Annotated in this window: 16 protein-coding genes and 1 pseudogene; all 17 read left to right on the top strand. The window is 43.5% G+C overall.

Annotated elements, in window-relative coordinates; all coding sequences use genetic code 11:
- Position 1: 1 nt before the first annotated feature.
- The 17 genes and pseudogenes from aroA (at position 2) to J1C81_RS04770 (ending at position 21,858) form a co-directional block, all read left to right on the top strand.
- The gene (aroA, locus tag J1C81_RS04690) at positions 2 to 1,285 is read left to right on the top strand and encodes a 3-phosphoshikimate 1-carboxyvinyltransferase (RefSeq protein WP_002914850.1); all 1,284 of its coding nucleotides are present in this window, start codon (positions 2 to 4) and stop codon (positions 1,283 to 1,285) included.
- A complete protein-coding gene (locus J1C81_RS04695) occupies positions 1,278 to 1,754 on the top strand; it encodes a shikimate kinase (RefSeq protein ID WP_002914851.1) in 477 nt (158 codons plus the stop codon). The genes aroA and J1C81_RS04695 overlap by 8 nt, the downstream gene beginning before the upstream one ends.
- Positions 1,751 to 2,584: a prephenate dehydratase gene (pheA, locus tag J1C81_RS04700; protein WP_002914852.1), complete on the top strand. Its 834-nt coding sequence runs from the start codon at positions 1,751 to 1,753 to the stop codon at positions 2,582 to 2,584. The genes J1C81_RS04695 and pheA overlap by 4 nt, the downstream gene beginning before the upstream one ends.
- Positions 2,585 to 2,602: 18 nt before the next feature.
- Positions 2,603 to 3,952: an LCP family protein gene (locus J1C81_RS04705; RefSeq protein WP_002914853.1), complete on the top strand. Its 1,350-nt coding sequence runs from the start codon at positions 2,603 to 2,605 to the stop codon at positions 3,950 to 3,952.
- 84 nt (positions 3,953 to 4,036) lie between these two features.
- Positions 4,037 to 5,407: a 23S rRNA (uracil(1939)-C(5))-methyltransferase RlmD gene (gene rlmD, locus J1C81_RS04710; protein ID WP_080556968.1), complete on the top strand. Its 1,371-nt coding sequence runs from the start codon at positions 4,037 to 4,039 to the stop codon at positions 5,405 to 5,407.
- A 199-nt stretch (positions 5,408 to 5,606) separates the two neighbouring features.
- A complete protein-coding gene (locus tag J1C81_RS04715) occupies positions 5,607 to 6,506 on the top strand; it encodes an ABC transporter ATP-binding protein (RefSeq protein WP_002897293.1) in 900 nt (299 codons plus the stop codon).
- Positions 6,496 to 7,236 (top strand): ABC transporter permease, encoded by a 741-nt coding sequence (locus tag J1C81_RS04720; protein WP_002897294.1) that lies wholly within the window; start codon positions 6,496 to 6,498, stop codon positions 7,234 to 7,236. The genes J1C81_RS04715 and J1C81_RS04720 overlap by 11 nt, the downstream gene beginning before the upstream one ends.
- Complete coding sequence (locus tag J1C81_RS04725) at positions 7,229 to 7,810, top strand: ABC transporter permease (protein WP_002897295.1); 582 nt, start codon at positions 7,229 to 7,231, stop codon at positions 7,808 to 7,810. Before J1C81_RS04720 ends, J1C81_RS04725 begins: the two co-directional genes overlap by 8 nt.
- 166 nt (positions 7,811 to 7,976) lie before the next feature.
- Positions 7,977 to 9,518: a streptosactin export ABC transporter GggC gene (gene gggC / locus J1C81_RS04730; protein WP_002914855.1), complete on the top strand. Its 1,542-nt coding sequence runs from the start codon at positions 7,977 to 7,979 to the stop codon at positions 9,516 to 9,518.
- 186 nt (positions 9,519 to 9,704) lie between these two features.
- Positions 9,705 to 10,376: a CPBP family intramembrane glutamic endopeptidase gene (locus tag J1C81_RS04735; RefSeq protein ID WP_032909697.1), complete on the top strand. Its 672-nt coding sequence runs from the start codon at positions 9,705 to 9,707 to the stop codon at positions 10,374 to 10,376.
- A gap of 300 nt (positions 10,377 to 10,676) precedes the next feature.
- Positions 10,677 to 12,425, top strand: a complete 1,749-nt coding sequence (locus J1C81_RS04740; protein WP_002914857.1) for a glycoside hydrolase family 13 protein — start codon at positions 10,677 to 10,679, stop codon at positions 12,423 to 12,425.
- Between the two features lie 161 nt (positions 12,426 to 12,586).
- Positions 12,587 to 13,129, top strand: a complete 543-nt coding sequence (locus tag J1C81_RS04745; protein ID WP_032909698.1) for a ClbS/DfsB family four-helix bundle protein — start codon at positions 12,587 to 12,589, stop codon at positions 13,127 to 13,129.
- Positions 13,130 to 13,162: 33 nt separating this feature from the next.
- Entirely contained in the window at positions 13,163 to 14,008 is an 846-nt protein-coding gene (locus J1C81_RS04750; RefSeq protein ID WP_002914859.1) for a DUF4300 family protein, read from the top strand.
- 46 nt (positions 14,009 to 14,054) lie between these two features.
- A pseudogene (locus J1C81_RS04755) lies at positions 14,055 to 14,366 on the top strand (hypothetical protein).
- Positions 14,367 to 14,566: 200 nt separating this feature from the next.
- Positions 14,567 to 17,848 (top strand): ATP-dependent nuclease subunit B, encoded by a 3,282-nt coding sequence (gene rexB, locus J1C81_RS04760; RefSeq protein WP_002914861.1) that lies wholly within the window; start codon positions 14,567 to 14,569, stop codon positions 17,846 to 17,848.
- Positions 17,845 to 21,519 carry a helicase-exonuclease AddAB subunit AddA gene (gene addA / locus J1C81_RS04765; protein WP_002914862.1) on the top strand — a complete coding sequence of 1,225 codons (3,675 nt, stop codon included), beginning with the start codon at positions 17,845 to 17,847 and terminating at the stop codon, positions 21,517 to 21,519. The genes rexB and addA overlap by 4 nt, the downstream gene beginning before the upstream one ends.
- Positions 21,520 to 21,552: 33 nt before the next feature.
- The gene (locus J1C81_RS04770) at positions 21,553 to 21,858 is read left to right on the top strand and encodes a DUF4298 domain-containing protein (protein WP_002914863.1); all 306 of its coding nucleotides are present in this window, start codon (positions 21,553 to 21,555) and stop codon (positions 21,856 to 21,858) included.
- The last annotated feature ends 377 nt before the right edge of the window (positions 21,859 to 22,235 follow it).

Here is a 22,235-nt window from a genome sequence, read left to right on the forward strand (position 1 = left end):
TATGAAATTATCAATCAATGTAAGAGGCCTGAAGGGCCGTATCCGCGTACCTGGAGATAAATCTATCAGCCACCGTTCCATTATTTTTGGCAGTTTGGCCAAGGGGGTCACTACTGTTCGCGACATTTTGCGAGGAGAAGATGTGCTGTCTACCATGCAGGTTTTTCGTGACTTAGGCGTGCAGATTGAGGACGATGGAAATTTAGTCAAGATTCATGGCGTAGGATTTGAAGGCCTGCAAGCACCGAAAAATAAGCTGGATATGGGCAATTCTGGAACGTCTATCCGTTTGATTTCTGGTGTTTTGGCCGGTCAGGATTTCAAAGCGGAGATGTTTGGTGACGACAGTCTATCCAAGCGCCCTATGGATCGGGTGACCATTCCTCTGCGGCAGATGGGAGTCGAGATTGCTGGTCGGACTGAGCGTGATTTACCACCGCTCAAGATGAAGGGCAGTAGGGAACTGAAGTCTATTCATTATCAGCTGCCAGTGGCTTCTGCTCAGGTTAAGTCAGCCTTGATTTTTGCTGCCCTGCAGGCTCAGGGAGAGTCGGTTATTATAGAAAAGGAAATCACTCGTAATCATACAGAAGATATGATTGCCCAGTTTGGCGGGCAAATTGAGGTTGAGGGCAAGGAAATTCGCATTCAGGGCGGTCAGGAATTCACTGCTCAGGAAGTGACGGTTCCAGGAGACATTTCCAGCGCGGCCTTCTGGCTGGTAGCTGGATTGATTGTGCCGGACTCTAAGATTGTTTTAGAAAATGTTGGCATCAACGAAACTCGTACAGGTATTCTAGAAGTAATAGAGGCTATGGGCGGACGGATGACGCTGTCAGATGTCGATCCAGTAGCCAAGTCTGCTACCATCACCGTTGAGACGTCTGATCTTAAAGGAACGGAGATTGGCGGCGAGATTATCCCACGCTTGATTGATGAGTTGCCGATTATTGCTCTTCTGGCGACGCAGGCTCAGGGACGGACTGTCATTCGTGATGCAGAGGAGCTCAAGGTCAAGGAAACAGATCGTATCCAGGTAGTAGCAGACGCTCTCAATAGCATGAGCGCAGCTATTACCCCGACGGAAGACGGCATGATTATCGAAGGGAAAACACCTCTACACGGTGCACGGGTCAACACCCTTGGCGACCATCGCATCGGGATGATGACGGCAATTGCTGCTTTGTTGGCTCAAAGCGGTCAGGTAGAACTTGAGCGGTCTGAAGCCATTAAAACCAGCTATCCAAGCTTCTTCAGCGACTTGGAGGGCTTGATGCATGGCTAAGATATTGCTGGGCTTTATGGGAGCCGGAAAATCTACAGTGGCCAGAGGCTTAGCCCAAGACTTTGTTGATATGGATGAACTGCTCTGTCAGAGGCTGGGCATGTCTATCAAGGACTATTTTGATCAGCATGGTGAAGCGGCCTTTCGGGCTGCTGAAGCCCAACTCTTGGCTGAGTTGATCGATAAGGACTTGGTCGTCTCAACTGGCGGCGGTGTAGTCGTCAGCCCTGAAAACCGCAGATTACTGGCTCAGAATGCTGACAATATCTACCTGAAAGCAGATTTTGAAACGCTCTATCAGAGAATCCAGCAGGATGCTGAGCAGGAACGGCCCTTGTTCTTAAACCAGAGCAAGTCAGACTTGCAGCAGATTTTTGAGCAGCGTCAGGCCTGGTATGAGGAAGTGGCGACCCAGATTGTCGATACGAGGCTTAAAAGCCCGCAGGAAATTATTGAGGAAATTCAATGAAAATAGCATTTTTAGGTCCTAGAGGCTCCTTTTCTCACCATGTAGCCCAAGCTGCCTTTCCCAGCCAGGACTTGGTGCCCTATCAGAATATCACTGAGGTCATGAAGGCTTATGAGGCTAGGGAAGTGGATTACTCGGTTGTTCCGGTGGAAAATTCCATTGAGGGCAGTGTCCATGAAACCTTGGACTATCTCTTTCATCAAGCAGACATTCAGGCGGTGGCTGAGATTGTGCAGCCCATCAAGCAGCAGCTTTTAGTGACGGATTTAGAAAAGCCAATTGAGAAGATATTTTCTCACCCGCAGGCTATTGCCCAAGGAAAGAAATACATCCGCCAGCATTATCCGCAGGCTGCCATTGAGGTAACAGCAAGTACAGCCTATGCAGCTCGTTTTGTGGCAGAGCATCCTGAAAAGAATTTTGCGGCTATTGCCCCGCGCACGGCTGCAGCAGAGTACGGGCTCAAAGTAGCAGCCAGCGACATTCAGGAAATGGAAGAAAATTATACCCGCTTCTGGATTCTAGGTCATGAGGTGCCTGAGCTTCAACTGACCAAGACAGGAGACAAGCAGACATTAGCCTTGACCTTGCCTGACAATCTGCCAGGTGCCCTCTACAAGGCTTTGTCGACCTTCGCTTGGCGTGGGATTGACCTGACCAAGATTGAGAGTCGGCCTTTAAAAACGGCTCTGGGAGAGTATTTCTTCATTATTGACATTGACAACGAGCAGAAAAAATTGGCGGATTTTGCCTATCAAGAGTTGACAAGTCTTGGAATTACTTATAAAATTTTTGGTAGCTACAGTGTGTTTCTGATTCAGGACAAGTAGCAGTAGATTGGAGAAGAGATGAAGAAACCAGAAAATCTTAGCCATCATGAGCAGCTCCGCTTAGATTATCTTTACAAAAATTATTATTATCTAAACGATAAAGAAAAGAAAGAATTTGACTATCTGCGTCAGAAGTCCAAGGGGATTGGCGGTTCAGCCAGTGCGCCTGACCATGAAGAGCAGCCGCATACAGTTAGCGACGACTATGAGCAAGAGCCAGTGGAAATGGATTCTTCTGGCATCTTGCCCAAGTACCCTGAGCGTTCTTCTCGCAGTAGAAGGCAAAAGAAGGCGCCGGAAGCTCTGGCAGAAGCTAGTCTGGGACAAGACAAGCCCAAGAAGCCTCGCAAAAAAATCCGCTTGAAACGGATTCTGCTTTGGGCAGGGATTTTCCTGCTGATGGTCTTGGGGGGCATGATTTTCATGTTTATCAAAGGCTTGACGACAGCTCACAATGGCAATTCTAAACCAGCAGAAACAGAATTTTTTGACGGCAAGGATACTAAGGACGGAGTGAATATCCTCATTCTTGGGACGGATGGCCGGGTTGGTGACGACTCGACTGAGACGAGGACTGACTCCATTATGGTCTTGAATGTTGGCAATAAGGATCACAAGGTGAAACTGGTCAGCTTTATGCGTGATACCCTTATTCACATCGATGGCGTCAGCAATGAGTACACGGATCCGTCGCAGGCAGATTACTATGACCAAAAGCTCAATTCTGCCTACACGATTGGGGAGCAAAACCACAACCGCGGTGCAGACTATGTCCGCCAGATGCTCAAAGATAATTTCGATTTGGACATCAAATATTATGCACTGGTAGATTTCCAGACCTTTGCAACAGCTATTGATACCCTTTTCCCAAATGGTGTCAGCATGAATGCTCAGTTCTCAACCATTGATGGGGAGAAGGTGACAGAAGTTGAAGTGCCAGATGACCTGAATATGAAAGACGGTGTGGTGCCTAATCAAACAATCAAGGTTGGTCAGCAGCAGATGGACGGTCGGACCTTGCTCAACTACGCTCGCTTCCGTAAGGATGACGAGGGTGATTTTGGCCGGACCCGCCGCCAGCAGGAAGTTTTGACAGCTGTTTTCCAGCAGGTCAAAGATCCGACCAAGCTCTTTACCGGGTCAGAGGCTCTTGGTAAGGTCTTTGCCTTGACTTCGACCAATGTGCCTTACAGCTTCCTTTTGACTAATGGTCTCTCTATGGCAGGAGATTCCCGCAATGGGGTTGAGCGCCTGACGATTCCGGAAAATGGCGACTGGGTGGATACCTATGACATGTACGGTGGTCAAGGGCTCTTGATTGACTTTGAAGCCTATAAAGAAAGACTGCAGCAAATGGGTCTCAGATAAGATATATGATATAATGAAAGGTAGGACGATGTTCCGCCTTTTCTTTTGGGAAATGGCAGAGCGATAAAGCAGAAAGAGAAAAATATGTTAAAAAAGAATGATGTGATTGAAGTTGAAATCGTGGATCTGAGCCACGAGGGAGCAGGGGTGGCCAAGGCAGAAGGCTTGGTTTTCTTTGTGGAAAATGCCCTGCCGGGTGAGCTTATCCGTATGCGTGTGCTCAAGGTCAACAAAAAAATCGGCTTTGGCAAGGTAGAGGAATTTCTCCGTACCTCAGACCAGCGCAATGAAAATCTTGATATGGCCTATCTGCGTACGGGGATTGCCGACTTGGGGCATCTCAACTATCCAGCCCAGTTAGACTTCAAACGTAAGCAGGTCAAGGACAGTCTCTATAAGATTGCTGGTGTGTCCGATGTAGAGGTGCCGCCGACACTTGGTATGGAGCAGCCGCTGGGTTACCGCAATAAGGCTCAAGTGCCTGTCCGCCGTGTCAATGGCCAGCTGGAAACAGGATTTTTCCGGAAAAATTCCCATGACCTCCTGCCGATTGAAGATTTCTATATTCAGGATCCAGTCATTGACCAAGTTATCCTCTTTACACGCGACTTGCTCCGTCGTTTTGACCTCAAACCTTACGATGAGCAGGAAAAGACTGGACTTATTCGCAATCTGGTTGTCCGCCGTGGCCATTATTCAGGGGAAATCATGATAATCCTGGTGACAACCCGTCCTAAAATATTCCGAGTGGAGCAGCTGATTGAGCACTTGACAGAAGCCTTCCCAGCTATCAAGTCCATCATGCAGAATATCAATGACCAGCCCGGCAATGCGATTTTCGGAAAAGACTGGCGAACGCTATATGGTCAAGACTACATTACCGACCAGATGCTGGGAAATGACTTCCAGATTGCTGCGCCGGCCTTTTACCAAGTCAATACCGAAATGGCAGAAAAGCTCTATCAGACAGCCCTTGATTTTTCCGAGCTGACTGCAGATGATGTGGTGCTTGATGCCTACTCGGGTATCGGAACGATTGGGCTCTCTGTCGCGAAGCATGTCAAGGAAGTCTATGGTGTGGAAGTGATCCCAGAAGCGGTCGAAAATAGCCGAAAGAATGCAGAAATCAACGGCATTGCCAATGCCAGCTATGTCTGCGCTCCAGCTGAAGAAGCCATCCAAGACTGGCTTAAAGAGGGCATCCAAGCGGATGTCATCTTAGTTGATCCACCACGAAAAGGTCTGACAGAGAGCTTCATCAAAGCCAGCGTCAGCATGGAGCCCAAGAAAATCACTTATATCTCCTGCAATGTCGCCACTATGGCGCGTGATATCAAACTCTATCAAGAATTAGGATATGAGTTGAAGAAAGTCCAGCCGGTGGATTTATTTCCTCAAACGCATCATGTTGAGGCGGTATCACTGCTTGTACGAGCTGAGGTATCAGCGAAGTAGAAGTAGATGCTCCGACCATGGGATAGGACTCGTAGAATGAGGAGGGAAACCGACGAAATGATACGGTAAGTCCGAACCGCTGAGTGTGTAGCTCTGCTGGTGAAAAACTAGGAATATTTAAGTGAAAGTCATTCAAAATCCTTGTTTTTACATTCTTGGCAGTTCAAAGTATTAGTAATCGAAAGAGGTTAATGCAGCAATGAATGAAATTATTGTACGCAATCTAAAGAAAAATTTTCGTGGTAAAGTTGCATTGGACATTCCTAGCTTTGAATCGTATTCAGGAGAGATTGTTTCTATAGTGGGCACCAATGGTGCGGGTAAATCAACTTTCATAAAAATTATCTCTGGCTTAATGTTACAAGATGCAGGTGATGTATTTGTTTTTGGCAGTAAGAATACTTCGAAAGATATTCATAACAATGTCAAGCTTGTACTAGAAAGCGGTAGAGGCTACTACGAATACCTGACGGCAAATCAAAATATTGATTACTTTTTACATCTGAATAAAAGTTCGCGTAGTCAGGTTAAGGATGAATTGGAGGATTTATTTAATAAACTAGCTTTCCATCCCTATGTTGATGTATTGGTGTCCGAATTGTCACAAGGAACGAGACAAAAATTGTCTTTGATTATTGCGTTACTTTGTAAGCCAAAAGTATTGTGTTTAGATGAGCCAACCAATGGTCTGGATGTCATTGCCAAAAAGCAGTTTGCGAAATTATTACTAACTCTCAGTCAAGAAAAAGGAACCATTGTTCTCATGACGACTCATGATATCTATTTTGCAAAAGAAATATCAACAAGAATTTGTATCATGAGTAGAGGGAAAATAATACAGCAAGGTAGTTTTTCAGAAATCTTTGGGAAAAATACTAGGTGGATTAAATATAGAATTGGTATTTCTGATTCTGAAAAAGATGCTTTTGAGAGACTGTTTCCTGATTTATCTTATCAAGTAGAAAACGAAAGGTTGATTGTTGAAGTAAAAGATAGTCAGTTAAAAAATAATATCTTTAATAATTTTGAAATTATATTTTTTGAAGAAGTTGAAGAAAGCATCGAAGAAATATTGTATGAGGTTATCAATGATGATTAAAGAAATAAGAAGGGAGTTAAAGAGGCAGCTGCAAGAGATGATGCAGTTTAAATTTAATTTATTTTTTTCAAATTTTGGAATTTTGATAATGGTTTCAGCTTATCTTCAATACTTTAAAGATACACAAAGTAAATTTTTATTGTTATGCTTGTTATTTACTTGGTATTTTACGAGTCATAGTATTACGCATCCAACTTTTTTTATTGAGGATGACCTTTATGACAGAACTTTGATAAGTGTAATCCAGAGTAGTAAGAGTGTTTTTCATGTTTTAATGTTTAAAATTATTGTTCAGATATTGGTGGATCTAGTTAAAGCCATACCTATATTTATTATTTTATCCACGTTAAATGATATTGATTTTCCGGATAGTATCTTAAAGTTAGTTGCGAGTCTCGCTGCATGTATGCTAACTATTATTAGCATATATGGTTTAGGCTTTTGCCTATCAAGCCTCTGCTTCATTTTTAATCGTACTTCTAGCATTACATCGTTAATTTCTTATTTCATGCTGTATTTTACTGGCATACTAACACCGCTAGGTGGTTTATTTGGCTTTATAGGAAAGCTATTCCCTTACTATGCCTTGAGAAATTTTATTATTTCTCCGTCCTATCAGAGTATCTTTTTTATTATAGTTTATTGTGCAGTATATTGGTCAGCTGGAACTTTCCTATTTTTCACTTTATTGAACATTGCTAAAAAAAGAGGGAGTCTTTTCCATGTTTAGTGAATTAAGAAGATATTTTAATTATAGAGTTCGATACACGTTTGATAGTATTTGCGAAGTGATTTATTCCATGATTTTTATTACAGGAATCATTATTATTTTCAATAGTGATAAACCGATAAATCTACTCTATTTTTTTATTTATTATTCCATAACTAATGTGATATTGCTTGCTAATGAGGAGTTGGAATTTGAAATTCGCACTAATCAATATACAAATATCAAAACAACTAGACGTACACCAATGATGATTTATATTGCTAGATCAACAACTTATTTTATTTGGTCAACGCTCATTTTTTTGATTTCAATTATTCTATCTCATATGTTTTTTAATGGAAAATTTTTTATGCCCTCATTCCATTTAGTGGATTTGATTTTGATGTCAGTACTTAATTATGCTGTATTTTTTGTCTTATATACCATGGCAATTAAGTTAACAGAGCACTTTAAACGAGTATCCGTCTTATTGAATTTATTTAATACCATAATGCTATTTTATTCTGGACTAGTATTTCCAGCTCCCTTTGTTAGCTATGCAGATATGTTGAATATATTTTTGAATAAAAAATAAAAGTAAATTGCTATGTTTAGAACTAGTCATTTAAATCTTTCTCTGAAAGATTATAAAGTAGCCCTACGTTTAATGGTTTCATTCAAATATTCAGGCTCCAATTATATTCCCGTCTAGAAAAAACGACTATCTAAGTTGGTAAAAAACTTCAGGAGGTTTATACGCTATGCTTAGAGCTTATGTAACTAAAAAGTATTTATTCTTCTATTTCGTGGCGATTATGATTACTTGGCTGGAGGCTGTTATTACTCCAGCTTTGATTCAGTATATTGTCTCTAGTTTTACCAATCACCAGTTGCAGTTGCTGTGGCAGGTCTTGATTTGGGGGATTGTGGGGAATTTTATTCTCTTGCTGGGTTTGGCGGGGAAACGCTATTACTATGCACGAGTGCTGACGGACTTCAAGTCGGGTATTAAGCAGGCTATCTTTCAGACTTTCTTATATAGCCGTCGGATAGCGGATGAAGAGGTTTTGTCCGACCTGGAAAATGATGTAAAACAGCTAGAAGATAACTATATTGAGCCGACTGTCATTATCATTTCTTCTTTGGGATTTACAACTGTCTCCATCTGTTATGCACTCTGGACTAATTTTTTTCTAGGCTTGCTCTTTATCGTTTTTTATTCGATACCTGTCCTTTGTAGTAGCATAGGTTCCAAACGCTTGAATGCGATTACTAAGCAGAAGTTCCTAGCTAACCAAGGCTACGTCTCTCAGGTGACCAATATGATTGCTGGCGCTCGTTCCATACGGCATTATCTGGGACAAAGCTTGTTTTACAAACTGTTTTCCAAAGATTTGCATAAAGCTTTAGAGCAAGAAATCGCCTATGAAAAGCAACGGACGCTAAACAGTCTCTTTATCAATGGCATTGATGCCTTTTGCTCGGTTGCGCCGATTGTGATTGGTGGTTTTATGACCTATTATAACTACCTATCTGCAGCCAGCTTTGTTGGGATTTACCTAGTATCGCACAATATCGGCTACCAATTTCAGGAGCTATCTTACTTTATCAATACTAGGAAATCAGCCAAGTCTCTCTGTGATAAATATCAAAAATTGCTGGGAGAAGAGTTGACAACGCCTTCTGTTCTTAAAAGTTCCGTCTTTCCTATCCAGCTAGAGCAAGTCAGCGTAGAGCGTGATGGTCGAGAAATCCTAGCCCCTTGCGACCTTACCATTGAGGAAGGGGAAAAGATTGCCATTATTGGAGAAAGTGGGTCTGGGAAAACAACCTTACTTAACCTTATCTATGGAGAAATCAAGCCTAGTCAAGGTCGGATTCACTATCACGGACAAGAGCTAAACTCGGATGAACTTTATCAGGCAGGAGCCTACATTCTCCAGTCCAGTCATGTTTTTGATGGTTTGAGTCTAGAGGAAAACATCGCTTTGGGACAAGAACTGGATTCTGTAAGGATGGAAGAGATTCTGCAGCAAACTGGTTTGAAAGATCTCCAAGGGAAAACACCTAGCAATCAAACTCTGTCAGGTGGTGAGAAGCAGCGGCTAGAAATTGCCCGCGCTCTCTATCACAATCGTCAATTTATCCTGGCTGATGAAGTTAAAGCCAATCTGGACCTTAAAAACCAAGAGAAAATCAGTCAGCTTCTCTTCTCCCTCCCACAAGCACTTGTAGAAGTGATTCATCACTATAGCGAAGAGGACTTGAAGCTCTATGATAAGGTGATAAAACTGGAGAGATAGGTGGAGGCATAGATTTCAAAAAGGAGTGGCAGAGGCCACTCTTTTTGCGGGTTGTAAAATAAGATGATTAGATTTTTTTCCATTTATAATATACAATAATATTGATTCCGATTAGGAGATTGGAATTTATATTGTTCGATAAAAAAATATTGATGATGTCTTGCTAAATCAAGGAGGAATATTGTTTTGACTGATTCTGCTAAAATTGATAGAAAGTATTTTTATACTACAATCATTGGTTTATTTCTAATGGCAGTGTTGTCTTTGACAAAGATAATACCTGAACTTTCTTTATCAGGTCTCACTGTACTGATTGGTATTTTCTTTTTCTTTGTTCTTGAACATTTTGATAAAAAATCACATATAGAATCGGGCTTGCGCTTTAAATCATTTTTCGATGATCTTAAAAAACAAGGAGTAATTCTTTTGGTCTTGCTTCCTGTAGGATCTGCTGCAGCAACATTGCTTATTGGCGATATGGTATTTAAGGGTGCTTTTGCTATTCATGTTTTGGGAAGAGCGAATGGTATGTTATCCTTTGATAAAATACCAATCCTTATGGTTCAAATAGTAATCGCAGCCTTGGGGGAAGAAATTGCATGGAGAGGTTTCTTTCTTGGTAAGTCAATGAGAATTCTACCATTTTGGCTTTGTGCCATTCTATCTTCTTTATTGTTTGCGATAGCTCATATTTCTAGTGGAAGTATTGAACTTGTAAGCTATGATATTTTAATGATTTTTGTTGATAGTATCATCTATGCAATGATTTATAAAAAGTCTGGGAATTGTTTGATTTCTGCACTTTCTCATATTCTAGGAAATACTACAGGAATTCTTTTGATAATGATGTATAGCTAGAAAGGTTTTAATGTTATCTAGCTAATAAAGAATTTTCATTATAGGGAGGAAATAGTCACTATGATGAAAAGTGGGCTAAATGACTTGATTTATAAAAGTAAGAAATCTTTTTAAAAATTTGGATAACTAAAAGCCTTGTCTCCAAGGCTTTTTAATATTCCCTGATATATCTCCTATTCCCAAACCAGAACAATAGCTTGCAATCCTTTTTTTAAAATAGTATACTAGGGCTAGTCTATGGAATCGTTTGCATAAAATTGAAGCGACTTTAAGAAAGAGAAATATTTAGGAGATAAAAATATGGAATTAACAGCCATTTATCATAGACCAGAGTCGGAGTACGCTTATCTTTATAAAGAAGGTCAAGTGCATATCAGAATAAGGACTAAGAAAGAGGATATAGAGAAAATCCTTTTGCACTATGGGGATCCCTTTATTTTTCTTGAGGATTCTTATGAAGATACGAAAGAGATGGTCAAAGTGACTTCTGATGCCTTATTTGATTATTGGCAAGTAGCTGTCTCTGTGCGCTTTGCTCGGATTCAGTATTTGTTTGAGCTTGAGGATAAAGAAGGTCAAAGCATCTTGTATGGAGATAAAGGTTTCACTGACAATAGTCCGGAAAACCTTGCTTTAGAGGGCAACAGATTTAAACTCCCTTATATTCACGAAATTGACGGCTGCCAGGTTCCTGATTGGGTTTCAAAAACGGTCTGGTATCAGATTTTCCCAGAACGATTTGCCAATGGAAATGCTGAACTTTCGCCAGAGGGAGCGTTATCTTGGAATGCTGCTATCAGTCCTAAGACTACGGATTTCTTTGGTGGGGATTTACAAGGGATTATTGATCATCTGGATTATTTGCAAGACCTAGGAATTACAGGGCTTTACCTCTGCCCCATCTTTGAATCGCCAAGTAATCACAAGTACAATACGACGGATTACTTTGAAATTGATCGACACTTTGGGGACAAGGAGACTTTCCGTCAACTGGTGGAGCAAGCTCATCAGCGTGGCATGAGGGTGATGCTGGATGCGGTTTTCAATCATATGGGCGATCAATCTGCTCAATGGCAGGATGTTCTCAAGCATGGTGAAAAGTCTGTTTATAAAGACTGGTTCCACATTCAAAAGTTCCCAGTGACGAATGACAAGCTTATGAATCCCAAAGAACTGCCTTATCATACTTTTGCCTTTGCTAGCTATATGCCTAAGTTAAACACGGCTAACCCTGAGGTGAAAGACCATCTCTTAAACGTTGCGACCTATTGGATTGAACATTTTGATATTGATGCTTGGAGATTGGACGTGGCCAATGAGGTTGATCATCAATTCTGGCGAGATTTTCGTAAGGCTGTTTTGGCCAAAAAGTCTGACCTTTATATTCTTGGAGAGGTTTGGCATACCTCTCAGCCTTGGCTGAATGGTGATGAATTTCACGCTGTTATGAATTATCCCCTATCCGATAGTATCAAGGACTACTTTTTGAGCAGGCGCAAGAAGACCAGTCAATTCATAGCTGAGATTAACTGCCAGTCCATGTACTACAAGCAGCAGATTTCTGAGGTCATGTTCAATCTCTTGGATTCGCATGATACAGAGCGCATCTTGACGACAGCTAAGGGTGATATCCAGCTGGTCAAATCCGCACTCGCCTTTCTCTTTTTACAAAGGGGAGCGCCTTGCATCTATTATGGGACCGAGCTAGAATTGGGCGGAGCTATGGACCCGGATTGTAGACGGGTCATGCCTTGGGACCGGGTTTCAAGTAGCAATGATATGCTCAATTTTATGAAGAACTTGATTCAGCTTCGCAAAGATGTTGCGGACATTATTCAGCATGGGAAATTTACCTTAGAAGAAATCGCTCCTGATGTGCTGGCTTTAGAATGGGAACATGATCATCAAGCAATCTGGGCTATTTTTAATCTGTCCAAAGAGAATTATCTCTTAGACAGAGATTCAGCTGATTTGGTGAGCCATTGCCAAACTGATGACGAGAAACTTGTCATCTTACCAAAGGGATTTGTAGTTTATTCTAGCCTCTAACCGTAGCAGTAATTATCTTTCTTTTCTTCTTTCTGTTATAATATTATCAAATTTCGTTTTCGCGGGATGGAAATTATCCTACTTTAGGGCGTTCCTTCTTGATGATTATTGTAAGGTGATTGTTTATAAGCTGAGAAACTATGCAAAGGAGTGCAATTCTTATGCCCAGACCGAAAATTAAAGAAGATTTGATACTAGCTGCTAAGGAAAACTTTGAGAAGTTACAAACTCTCATTTCTAAGATGTCTGATAAAGAGTTAAATACGCCCTTTGATTTTTCTCGGGATGAAAAGAAGAAAGAGGCTCATTGGAGGCGGGATAAAAATCTAAGAGATGTTTTGATTCACCTCTATGAATGGCATCAGCTCTTGTTGAATTGGGTGCATTCCAATCAAAAGGGGCAAGAGCAGCCCTTTCTTCCTGCACCTTATAACTGGAGGACTTATGGCGAGCTGAATCTGGAATTTTGGAAGAAACATCAGAATACTTCTCTTGAAGAGGCAACTGAAATCTTTCATCAGTCCCATCAAGATGTTTTGGACTTGGCAGACACATTTACAAACGAAGAATTATTTTCAAAAAATGTTTATAAATGGGTCGGAGGGACTGTACTAGGTTCCTATTTTATAAGTGCTACTTCCAGCCATTATGACTGGGCCATGAAAAAGTTGAAGGCTCATCAGAAAAATTGTAAGGCAAAATAGTCTGTAGAAGACAAGAATTAGAGAGAAATAAGAATGAAGAAATACAGCAAAATAATCATGTCCTGCGCCTGCCTGGCTTTAGCTTTTGGGATGGCAGCATGTGCTAGTTCGCAGAAAAATAAAGAAACAAGTCAAACTACATCAACCTATTCAAATCTAAACAGTAAAAAGAGTGTCGAAGAAGTCAAGAATTTGTTGGCTGCCAACTTGGATAAAGACAGTGTCGATAACTTTGTCAATCTAGTCAATGACTACAATGGGCTTGTTGGCTCTACTGGATTAAGGGGTGATTTCACTAAATTCACCAAAACCGAATATGATGTAGAAAAAATCAATCCTCTATGGCAGGCAAAGAAGGGCGATTTTATCGGGACAAATTGCCGGATTAATACCTATACTTTGCTGAAAAATAGCCTCGACATCCCTCAAATAGAAAAAGATGATGAACTCTTGTTCATAGATAATGATTCGATTGACAAGGGCAAGCTCTTTGATGCCAAGGATAAGGAAGAGTTTAATATTCTATTCTCAAGAGTCAAGACTGAAGCGACTCAAGATGTAAAAGTCCATGCTAAGAAGATGGAGGAATACTTCAAGCAGTTCAAGTTTAGTGAAAAAGCACGGATGCTTTCAGTCATTGTTCACGATAATCTTGACGGCGATTCTCTCTTTGTAGGCCATGTCGGTGTCTTAGTTCCAGATAAAGACGGATATTTATTTATCGAAAAGCTGACCTTTGAAGAGCCATACCAGGCAATCAAGTTTGCGACCAAGGAAGATGTCTACAAATACTTGCAGACAAAATATAAGGACTACACAGGGGAAGGACTGGCCAAGCCTTTTATCATGGACAATGATAAGTGGGTAGAGGGTAAGTAGTGTGCTTCAGTTAGCATTAAGAAAATAGAACTGGGAGATTTAGCGTATGGAATTAAAAGATTTTACAGAAAAGGAACAGGAGCAGATTAATCAAGGGCTCAGCACTGCAGAAATTTCCGATAAGGAAGCTGCCCAAAAGATTCTGGCACTTGTGCCCCGAGAGTGGATTAAGAGGATTCCTTTCTTCGTGAGAGGGCATGCGACGACCAAGACGGTTGAGCGAGTTGCCAAGTAATATCCTGAACTTTATGCTGTCGCCAAGCAGCAAGGCGAACTTCCTGACAAGGAAAGAGAAGAATTGCGCCTGATAATGACAAGCATTTTTGAAGAAAAGATGAACAAGCATAAGATAAAATGAGTTCTTACTTTGAGAGAAGTAAGAGCCTTTAGGAAGTCACTGGAGGCAGTGGCTTTTTCATTTGTTTATGGACATGAAGAGGATGTCAATAAAGTCCTCTTGATGGCTGAGTACTAATTGGGATTTGGGATTATTCTCCATGAGAATTATTGGTAAAAATGGTATAATGTTCCTATATTTTCTAGAGGAAAAGGCAGGCTATGAAATTACTTTATACAGATATTCGCCATTCTTTGACCAAGGTTTTGGTGTCTGAGGCTGAGAGCTTGGTGGCGGCTGGTAAGCGAGTCTTTTATATTGCGCCTAATTCGCTTTCTTTTGAGAAGGAGCGGGCGGTTTTGGAGTGCCTAGAGAACAAGGCTTCCTTTGCCATTACGGTGACGCGCTTTGCCCAGATGGCTCGGTACTTTGTCCTCAATGATGTTCGGCAAGGGCAGAGTTTGGACGATATTGGTCTGGGAATGTTGATTTATCGGACCTTGACAGAGCTGGATGATGGAGAGCTTAAGGTCTATGGCCGGATTAAGAAGGATGCCCAATTTATTCAGCAACTGATGGATCTTTACCATGAACTGCAGACTGCCCAGATGTCCTTTGCGGATTTGGAATTTCTTGAGGAGCCTGAGAAGCGGGAGGATCTGGTCAAGATTTTTACAGCGGTAACTGCTGCTCTGAATAAGGGCGATTTTGATTCGTCTTCTCAGATTGCTGCTTTTACCCAGCATATTCTGGCTGGTGATGCGGATGAGGAGTTGGAGAATTTGGCCCTGGTCATTGATGGCTTTACTCGTTTTTCTGCCGAAGAGGAATACCTGGTCGGTCTCCTGCATCGAAAAGGTGTGGAGATTGTTATCGGGACCTATGCCAGCCAAAAAGCCTATCGAGCAGCTTTTCGTGAGGGCAATCTCTATCAGGCAAGCGTGGATTTTTTGAGAAAGCTGGCCGAGGACTATCAGGTCAAGCCTGACTATATCTCTCATGCAGAAGCAGAAGATGCCTTTGGACGGATTTCTAAGATCTTAGAGAGTCGTTATGACTTTTCAGAATCAACTGTTAGTCTTAGTGAGACAGACCGCTCGCAGCTCCAAATTTGGGCTACTATGAACCAGAAAGAAGAGCTGGAGTATGTGGCTAAGTCCATCCGACAGCGGGTTCATGATGGTGTGCGCTATAAGGATATTCGTCTGCTTTTGGGAGATGTGGAAGCCTACCAGCTTCAGCTCAAGACCATTTTTGATCAGTATCAGATTCCCTACTATCTGGGGCGCAGCGAGTCGATGGCCCAGCATCCGCTGGTCCAGTTTGTTGAGTCCTTGGAGCGGCTCAAGCGCTATAACTTCCAACTGGAAGACCTGCTCAATCTCTTAAAGACGGGGCTCTACGGCGATTTGACTCAAGAGGAGCTGGATCATTTTGAGCAATATCTGCGCTTTGCGGACATTAAGGGAGCAGCCAAGCTAGCCAAGGATTTCACGGCCAATAGCCAAGGGAAATTTGACCTAGACCGTCTCAATCATATTCGTCGTCGGGTCATGACTCCGCTGCAAGACTTTTTCAAATCCCGCAGTCAGACGGCGTCGGGGCTCTTAGCTAAGTTTACGGAGTTCGTCCAAGCAGCCCGTTTGTCTGATAATTTGACAGCTCTGCTACAGGGAGCAAGTCAGCAGGAGCAGGAGCGTCATGAGGAAGTCTGGAAGGCTTTCAGTCATGTCTTAGAGCAGTTTGCTCAGGTCTTTGCAGATAGCAAGGTCAAACTGGACGACTTTCTGGCCTTGGTCCTGTCAGGTATGCTTTTGTCCAACTATCGGACGGTACCAGCAACGGTAGATGTGGTCAAGGTCCAGTCTTATGACCTGATAGAACCTTTAGCCGCTCCTTACGTCTATGCAATCGGACTGACTCAAGAGCGTTTTCCGAAAATCGCGCAAAACAAGAGTTTGCTTAGTGATGAAGACCGGGCTCGACTTAATGATGCGACGGATTCTCAAGCGGAACTGCAGATTGCCAGCTCAGAAAATCTCAAGAAGAATCGCTATACGGCTCTATCGCTGATGAATTCTGCTACCAAAGAGCTGGTCTTGTCTGCGCCGGCCTTGGTCAATGAGGTAGAGGATAGTGTGTCGACCTATCTGCTGGAATTGACTGCGGCTCCACTTTCCTTGCCCATCATTGTCAAAAAGCCTCAGGCTTCTAGTGACGATATTGGCAGCTACCGAGCTTTGCTTTCTCAAATCATCGAGCTCCACCAAGAGGAGATTGACCGAGAGTGGACAGCAGAGGAGCAGACTTTTTGGGCGGTGGCTGTGCGGGTTCTCCGCAAGAAATTGGCAGCAGAAGGCATCAGCATTCCGCAAATCAGCAAGGAACTGAAAACGGAGACTCTGCAGTCGGAAACTTTGCAAGCCCTCTACCCTCAGGAGCAGCCCCTCCGACTTTCAGCCTCTGCTCTCAATGAATATTTCCGGCATCAGTATGCTTATTTTCTCAAGTATGTTCTACGCCTGCAGGAAGAGTGGACCATTCATCCAGATGCTCGCAGTCATGGGATTTTCCTCCATCGGATCTTTGAAAAGGTCCTGCAGGATGATTCGTCTGCCGATTTTGACCGGCGTTTAGCGCAGGCCATGGAAGAGACCAGCCGAGAGGCCGAGTTTGAGAGCATCTACAGCGAGTCAGGTCAGACCCGTTTTGCGCGCCAGCTCTTACTAGATACGGCGCGGGCGACCGGTCGTGTGCTGGCTCATCCAAGCGGGATTGAGACTATTGGCGAGGAGACTGGCTTTGGCTCAGCTTCTACGCCTTTCCTGACCTTGGAAAATGGCAGAGCAGTAACCGTGAGCGGTAAAGTGGATCGGATTGACCGTCTGACCAAGACCGAGAGTTTGGGAGTGGTGGATTATAAGTCTGGCGATATTAAGTTCAGCTTTGAAAAGTTCTTTAATGGACTGAATTCTCAGCTGCCGACCTATCTGGCAGCGATTGAGGAGTTAGCAGACTATCAAGAGGATAAGGGGACTTTTGGCGCCATGTATTTGCAGATGACCGATCCGATTGTGGCGCTTAAAGATACCAAGACCTTGGCGGATGCAGTCAATCAGTCTATGAAACCACTCCAGTACAAGGGACTTTTTGTGGCTGATGCTGTCAAGGAGCTTGGTCCGCTCTATGAAAAAAATAAGACCAACTTGCTGAGCCAGGAAGACTTGGACTTGCTGCTGGCCTATAATGCTTATCTCTACAAAAAAGTTGCAGAAGGCATTCTATCAGGCCACTTTGCAGTCAATCCTTATACAGAGAATGGGCGAAGCATTGCTCCTTATGTGGAGCAGTTCAAGGCCATCACTGGCTTTGAAGCCAATCTCCATTTGGGACAGGCACGCCAGCTAGAAAAACTAGATGCAAGCAAATTTGATAGGCGGCCAACTGGTGAGAAGTTGCGCCAGGCCTGGCTAGAAAAGATGAGGGAGGAGATGGAAAAATGAAGAGAATTCCTTTTTTAACTGCAGAAGAAATTGCTCTTAAGCAAGCCCAAGAAGCTGCTTCGGACAAGCCACAGAAAAAGACGGCAGAGCAGATTGAGGCCATCTACTCCTCTGGCCAGAATATTCTGGTCTCCGCTTCGGCCGGATCGGGTAAGACTTTTGTCATGGTCCAGCGGATTATAGACCAGATTCTTAGAGGTGTTGCTGTCAGGCAGCTCTTTATCTCAACCTTTACCGTCAAGGCGGCAGGCGAGCTAAAAGAGAGGTTGGAGAAGGAACTGGGGCAGGCCTTGAAAGAGGCCGATAGTCCTGAACTCAAGCAACATTTGGCCCAGCAATTAGCTGACTTGCCCAATGCTGACATCGGTACCATGGACGCCTTTACCCAGAAAGTGCTTAGTCGCTATGGTTACCTGCTTGGTTTGGCACCGAATTTTCGGATTCTCCAGTCTGCCAGTGAGCAGCTGATTCTGCAAAATGAAGTCTTTAGCCAAGTGTTTGACCATTACTATGACAGCGAGCGTCAGGCTTTGTTTAGCCGTTTGGTAAAGAACTTTACTGGTAAGCGCAAGGATTTATCAGGTTTCCGAGAGCAAGTTTATCGGATTTACAGCTTTCTGCAGTCAACTAGCAGTCCTAAGCGCTGGCTGGAGGAAACCTTCCTCTATGGCTATGAGCACAGCGACTTTGCAGCAGAGAGAGAGCGGATATTTGACCAAATCAAATCAGCCCTTTGGGAGTTGGAAGCTTTCTTTTCTGCCCATCTGGAGCATGAAGGAAGAGAGTTTGCGGGCGCCAAGTATCAGGAGAATGTCCAAGATGCTCTGACCGTCTTAGCAGTCCTCAATGAGCTGTCATCGATAGAGGAAACGGCTCAGATTCTCAAACAGATTGTGGCACTTTCCCAACTGTCCAATGGCCAGGCCTTTACAGCTCGGGTTGGCAAGAATGCAGACGAGCTCAAAAAAGAAATGGCCAAGGATTACAATGAAGCCAGGAAGCCTATGATTGAGCGATTGCGAAGCTTTGACCAGCAGCTTTATCAGCTGGACTTTATCGAGCAGCATCAGGATGAATGTCTGCCTCTGGTTGAGCTTCTGCGGGATTTTGTGGCGGACTTTGCACAGGCTTATTTGGAGCGTAAGAAGGTAGAAAATGCCTTTGAATTTGGTGATATCAGCCATTTTGCTATTGAGATTTTAGAGATTTTTCCAGAGGTGCGTCGCTTTTATCAGGAACGCTACCATGAGGTCATGGTGGATGAGTATCAGGATACCAACCATACGCAGGAGCGCATGCTGGACTTGCTTTCCAGAGGGCAAAATCGCTTTATGGTGGGCGATATCAAGCAGTCTATCTACCGCTTCCGTCAAGCGGATCCGCAGATTTTCAGTGATAAGTTTAAGGCCTATCAAGAGGATAGCAGTCAGGGCAAGCTAATCGTCCTCAAGGAAAATTTCCGGAGTCATCTTGAGGTGCTGGAAGCGACCAATGATGTTTTTAAACGCCTAATGGATGAAGAAGTCGGGGAAATTGACTATAATGAAACCCACTATCTGGTGGCTGGCAATCCAGCTAAATGTGAGCCTAATCCAGCTAACCTCGCTTCCTTCCTAATCTATGAAGGATCCAAGGATAGCCTGGAAGAGGAGGGTGATGAGGGCTTGCCGCAGGCAGTATCAGCTGGGGAAGTGGATCTAGTTATCAAGGAAATTATCCGCCTGCACAATGAAGAAGGAGTGGCTTTTAAAGATATCACGCTGCTGACGGCTTCCAGAACCCGCAATGATTTGATTTTAGCTGCCTTTGAGCAGCACCAAATTCCGCTGGCACCAGATGATGGCGCCGCAAACTATCTGCAGTCAGTGGAGGTTTTGGTTATGCTGGATACCCTTCGGACCATCAATAATCCACTGAATGACTATGCCCTGACTGCCCTTCTCAAGTCTCCCATGTTTGACCTTGGTGAGGACGAGCTGGCTCGGCTGTCCCTGCAGGCCAGTCAAGAGCATTCTCAGGAAAATCTTTATGAAAAGCTGGTTAATGCCCTTGAAGGAAGAGGTTTGAACTCTGATTTAGTCACTCAGGAACTGCAGAAAAAACTGCAGCATTTCCATGAGACCCTACAAAGCTGGCGGACCTATTCCAAGACGCATTCCCTGTATGATTTGATTTGGAAGATTTATCAGGACCGTTTCTACTATGACATGGTGGGAACTCTAGCCAATGGTGCCCAGAGACAGGCCAATCTCTATGCTCTCTCTTTGCGGGCTAATGAGTATGAAAAGTCTAGCTTTAAAGGTCTCTCTCGCTTTATCGGGATGATAGACCGTATCTTGGAAAATCAGCACGATCTAGCCAGTGTGCCAGTGGCGGCGCCTAAGGACGCCGTTCGTCTCATGACCATTCATAAGAGTAAGGGGCTGGAGTTCAAGTATGTCTTTCTGCTCAATATGGACAAGGCTTTCAACCGTCAGGATAGCAGCTCTGCTATTATCCTTAGCCGGACCAAAGGAGTCGGCATCAAGTATGTGGCGAATGTATCGGTGTCTGTGGAAGACCCCTATGCGCCGAATCAGCTGCGCATTTCCATGGATACGCTGCCTTATCAGCAGAATCTAGCGGAGCTGCAGTTGGCTAGTCTGTCTGAGCAAATGCGTTTGCTTTATGTGGCCATGACGCGGGCTGAAACCAAGCTTTATCTGGTCGGCAAGGGCAGTCAAGAGGCCTTGGATAAGCGTCAGTGGGGCAAGAGCCAGCAAGGGCGTTTGTCTGCCAGTCTGCGCAGCCAACTCAACAATTTCCAAGACTGGCTCTATGCCATTCAGGCTGTTTTTTCCGATGAGAATCTCGCCTACGAGACCCGTTTTGTCACTGATGAGGAGCTAACTGCTGAAGAGATAGGGCAGATTAATGAGCCTGTGCTCTTTCCAGCGGATGATTTGGCAGATAATCGTCAGTCGGATGATATCCGTCGGGCTCTGTATATTTTAGAAAGCGTGGATCAGCTGAATAGCCAGTATCGTTCTGCTATTGAGCTGCCTAGTGTACGAACTCCAAGCCAGATTAAGAAGTTTTATGAACCAATCATGGATACGGACGGACTGGACATCATGGATGAGCGAGCAGCTTTTCGGCCTCAGCCTAACTTTGACTTGCCTGATTTTGGCAAGAAAGCCAAAGTAACTGGGGCTCAAGTCGGCAGTGCTGTTCATGAGCTTATGCAGCGGATTCCTTTGGATAGCAGTCCCAGCATGGCTGTACTTCGTTCTGCTTTAGCTCAGGTTCAGGCCGATGAAGCGGTCAAAAAGCAGATTCAACTGCCTAAGATTGCATCGTTTTTCGAGACGGATTTGGGGCGACTCTTGATTGAGAACAGTGATAGAGTTCGTCGAGAAGCACCATTTGCCATGCTCAAGCAAGATGAGGACAGCGGTCAGGAGTTTGTTTTGCGGGGGATTTTGGATGGCTATCTGCTCTTTGAGGACCGGATTATCCTCTTTGACTACAAGACGGATAAATACAAAGAGCCATCTGAGCTGATTGCTCGCTATCGAAGCCAGCTAGACTTATATGCTCAAGCTCTCAGCCGCTCTTATGGCATTTCGCAGATTGAAAAATATTTGATTCTGCTAGGCGGTGAGCAGCTTCAGGTGGTTAAGGTTGACTAATTAGTTTGTCGTGTTCAGAAAGGAAGGAATCCTGTGGAACAGTTAGAACGCATTCAAAAAATGGAAAAGCACCTGAATAAATATTCTCAGGTATTGGCAAGAGCCCAGGAAGCTTTAGCTGAGTTGGAGCACTGCCAGTCAGATTATATTCAGTTGAGGGACTACTATACTGGTCAGGAATTTTTTGATGATTTAGAGTTCTCGAATGGACCGGATTTCCCTGAAAATATAGCTTGCGGCGTCTTAAGCGAAGATGCTGTCTATGACCTGATGGGGGAGCATTTTGAAACAGCGATTAATTTGTTGGATTTGTCCAGTGCTATGCTGAAAGAGCGTTAATACATTTAGAAAGAAAAAAATATTTAATTTTTTTCAATTTTCCTCTTGCTTTTTAATAAAAATTCATGTAGAATATTCAACAATAAATTGAAAGCGATGAGAGAAAAAGTCTGAGACAAGAAACAGAGAGTGCCTAATGGTGAGACGGCATGCAATCCTTAGACGACACATTCTTGAGTGCGGATGCGAAATCAGTCAGCAGTCTGAGACTAGTGTCCGACGGCTGATTGCCGTTATCAATCTGGAGTCTCGTACTCCCAGAGGGTCCTCAGGCGACTGGGGTCCGAATAAAGGTGGAACCGCGTGTCAACGTCCTTGCAAAGTTTTTTTGCGAGGTCTTTTTATTATACTGAACTCAGAAGATTCCCCCATTTTCC

This window comes from Streptococcus sanguinis (assembly GCF_050225395.1).
Taxonomy (GTDB): Bacteria; Bacillota; Bacilli; order Lactobacillales; family Streptococcaceae; genus Streptococcus.

Coding starts and splice junctions, on each gene's coding strand:
- aroA (WP_002914850.1), top strand. CDS start 2: ATGAAATTATCAATCAATGTAAGAGGCCTGAAGGGCCGTATCCGCGTA.
- J1C81_RS04695 (WP_002914851.1), top strand. CDS start 1,278: ATGGCTAAGATATTGCTGGGCTTTATGGGAGCCGGAAAATCTACAGTG.
- pheA (WP_002914852.1), top strand. CDS start 1,751: ATGAAAATAGCATTTTTAGGTCCTAGAGGCTCCTTTTCTCACCATGTA.
- J1C81_RS04705 (WP_002914853.1), top strand. CDS start 2,603: ATGAAGAAACCAGAAAATCTTAGCCATCATGAGCAGCTCCGCTTAGAT.
- rlmD (WP_080556968.1), top strand. CDS start 4,037: ATGTTAAAAAAGAATGATGTGATTGAAGTTGAAATCGTGGATCTGAGC.
- J1C81_RS04715 (WP_002897293.1), top strand. CDS start 5,607: ATGAATGAAATTATTGTACGCAATCTAAAGAAAAATTTTCGTGGTAAA.
- J1C81_RS04720 (WP_002897294.1), top strand. CDS start 6,496: ATGATGATTAAAGAAATAAGAAGGGAGTTAAAGAGGCAGCTGCAAGAG.
- J1C81_RS04725 (WP_002897295.1), top strand. CDS start 7,229: ATGTTTAGTGAATTAAGAAGATATTTTAATTATAGAGTTCGATACACG.
- gggC (WP_002914855.1), top strand. CDS start 7,977: ATGCTTAGAGCTTATGTAACTAAAAAGTATTTATTCTTCTATTTCGTG.
- J1C81_RS04740 (WP_002914857.1), top strand. CDS start 10,677: ATGGAATTAACAGCCATTTATCATAGACCAGAGTCGGAGTACGCTTAT.
- J1C81_RS04745 (WP_032909698.1), top strand. CDS start 12,587: ATGCCCAGACCGAAAATTAAAGAAGATTTGATACTAGCTGCTAAGGAA.
- J1C81_RS04750 (WP_002914859.1), top strand. CDS start 13,163: ATGAAGAAATACAGCAAAATAATCATGTCCTGCGCCTGCCTGGCTTTA.
- rexB (WP_002914861.1), top strand. CDS start 14,567: ATGAAATTACTTTATACAGATATTCGCCATTCTTTGACCAAGGTTTTG.
- addA (WP_002914862.1), top strand. CDS start 17,845: ATGAAGAGAATTCCTTTTTTAACTGCAGAAGAAATTGCTCTTAAGCAA.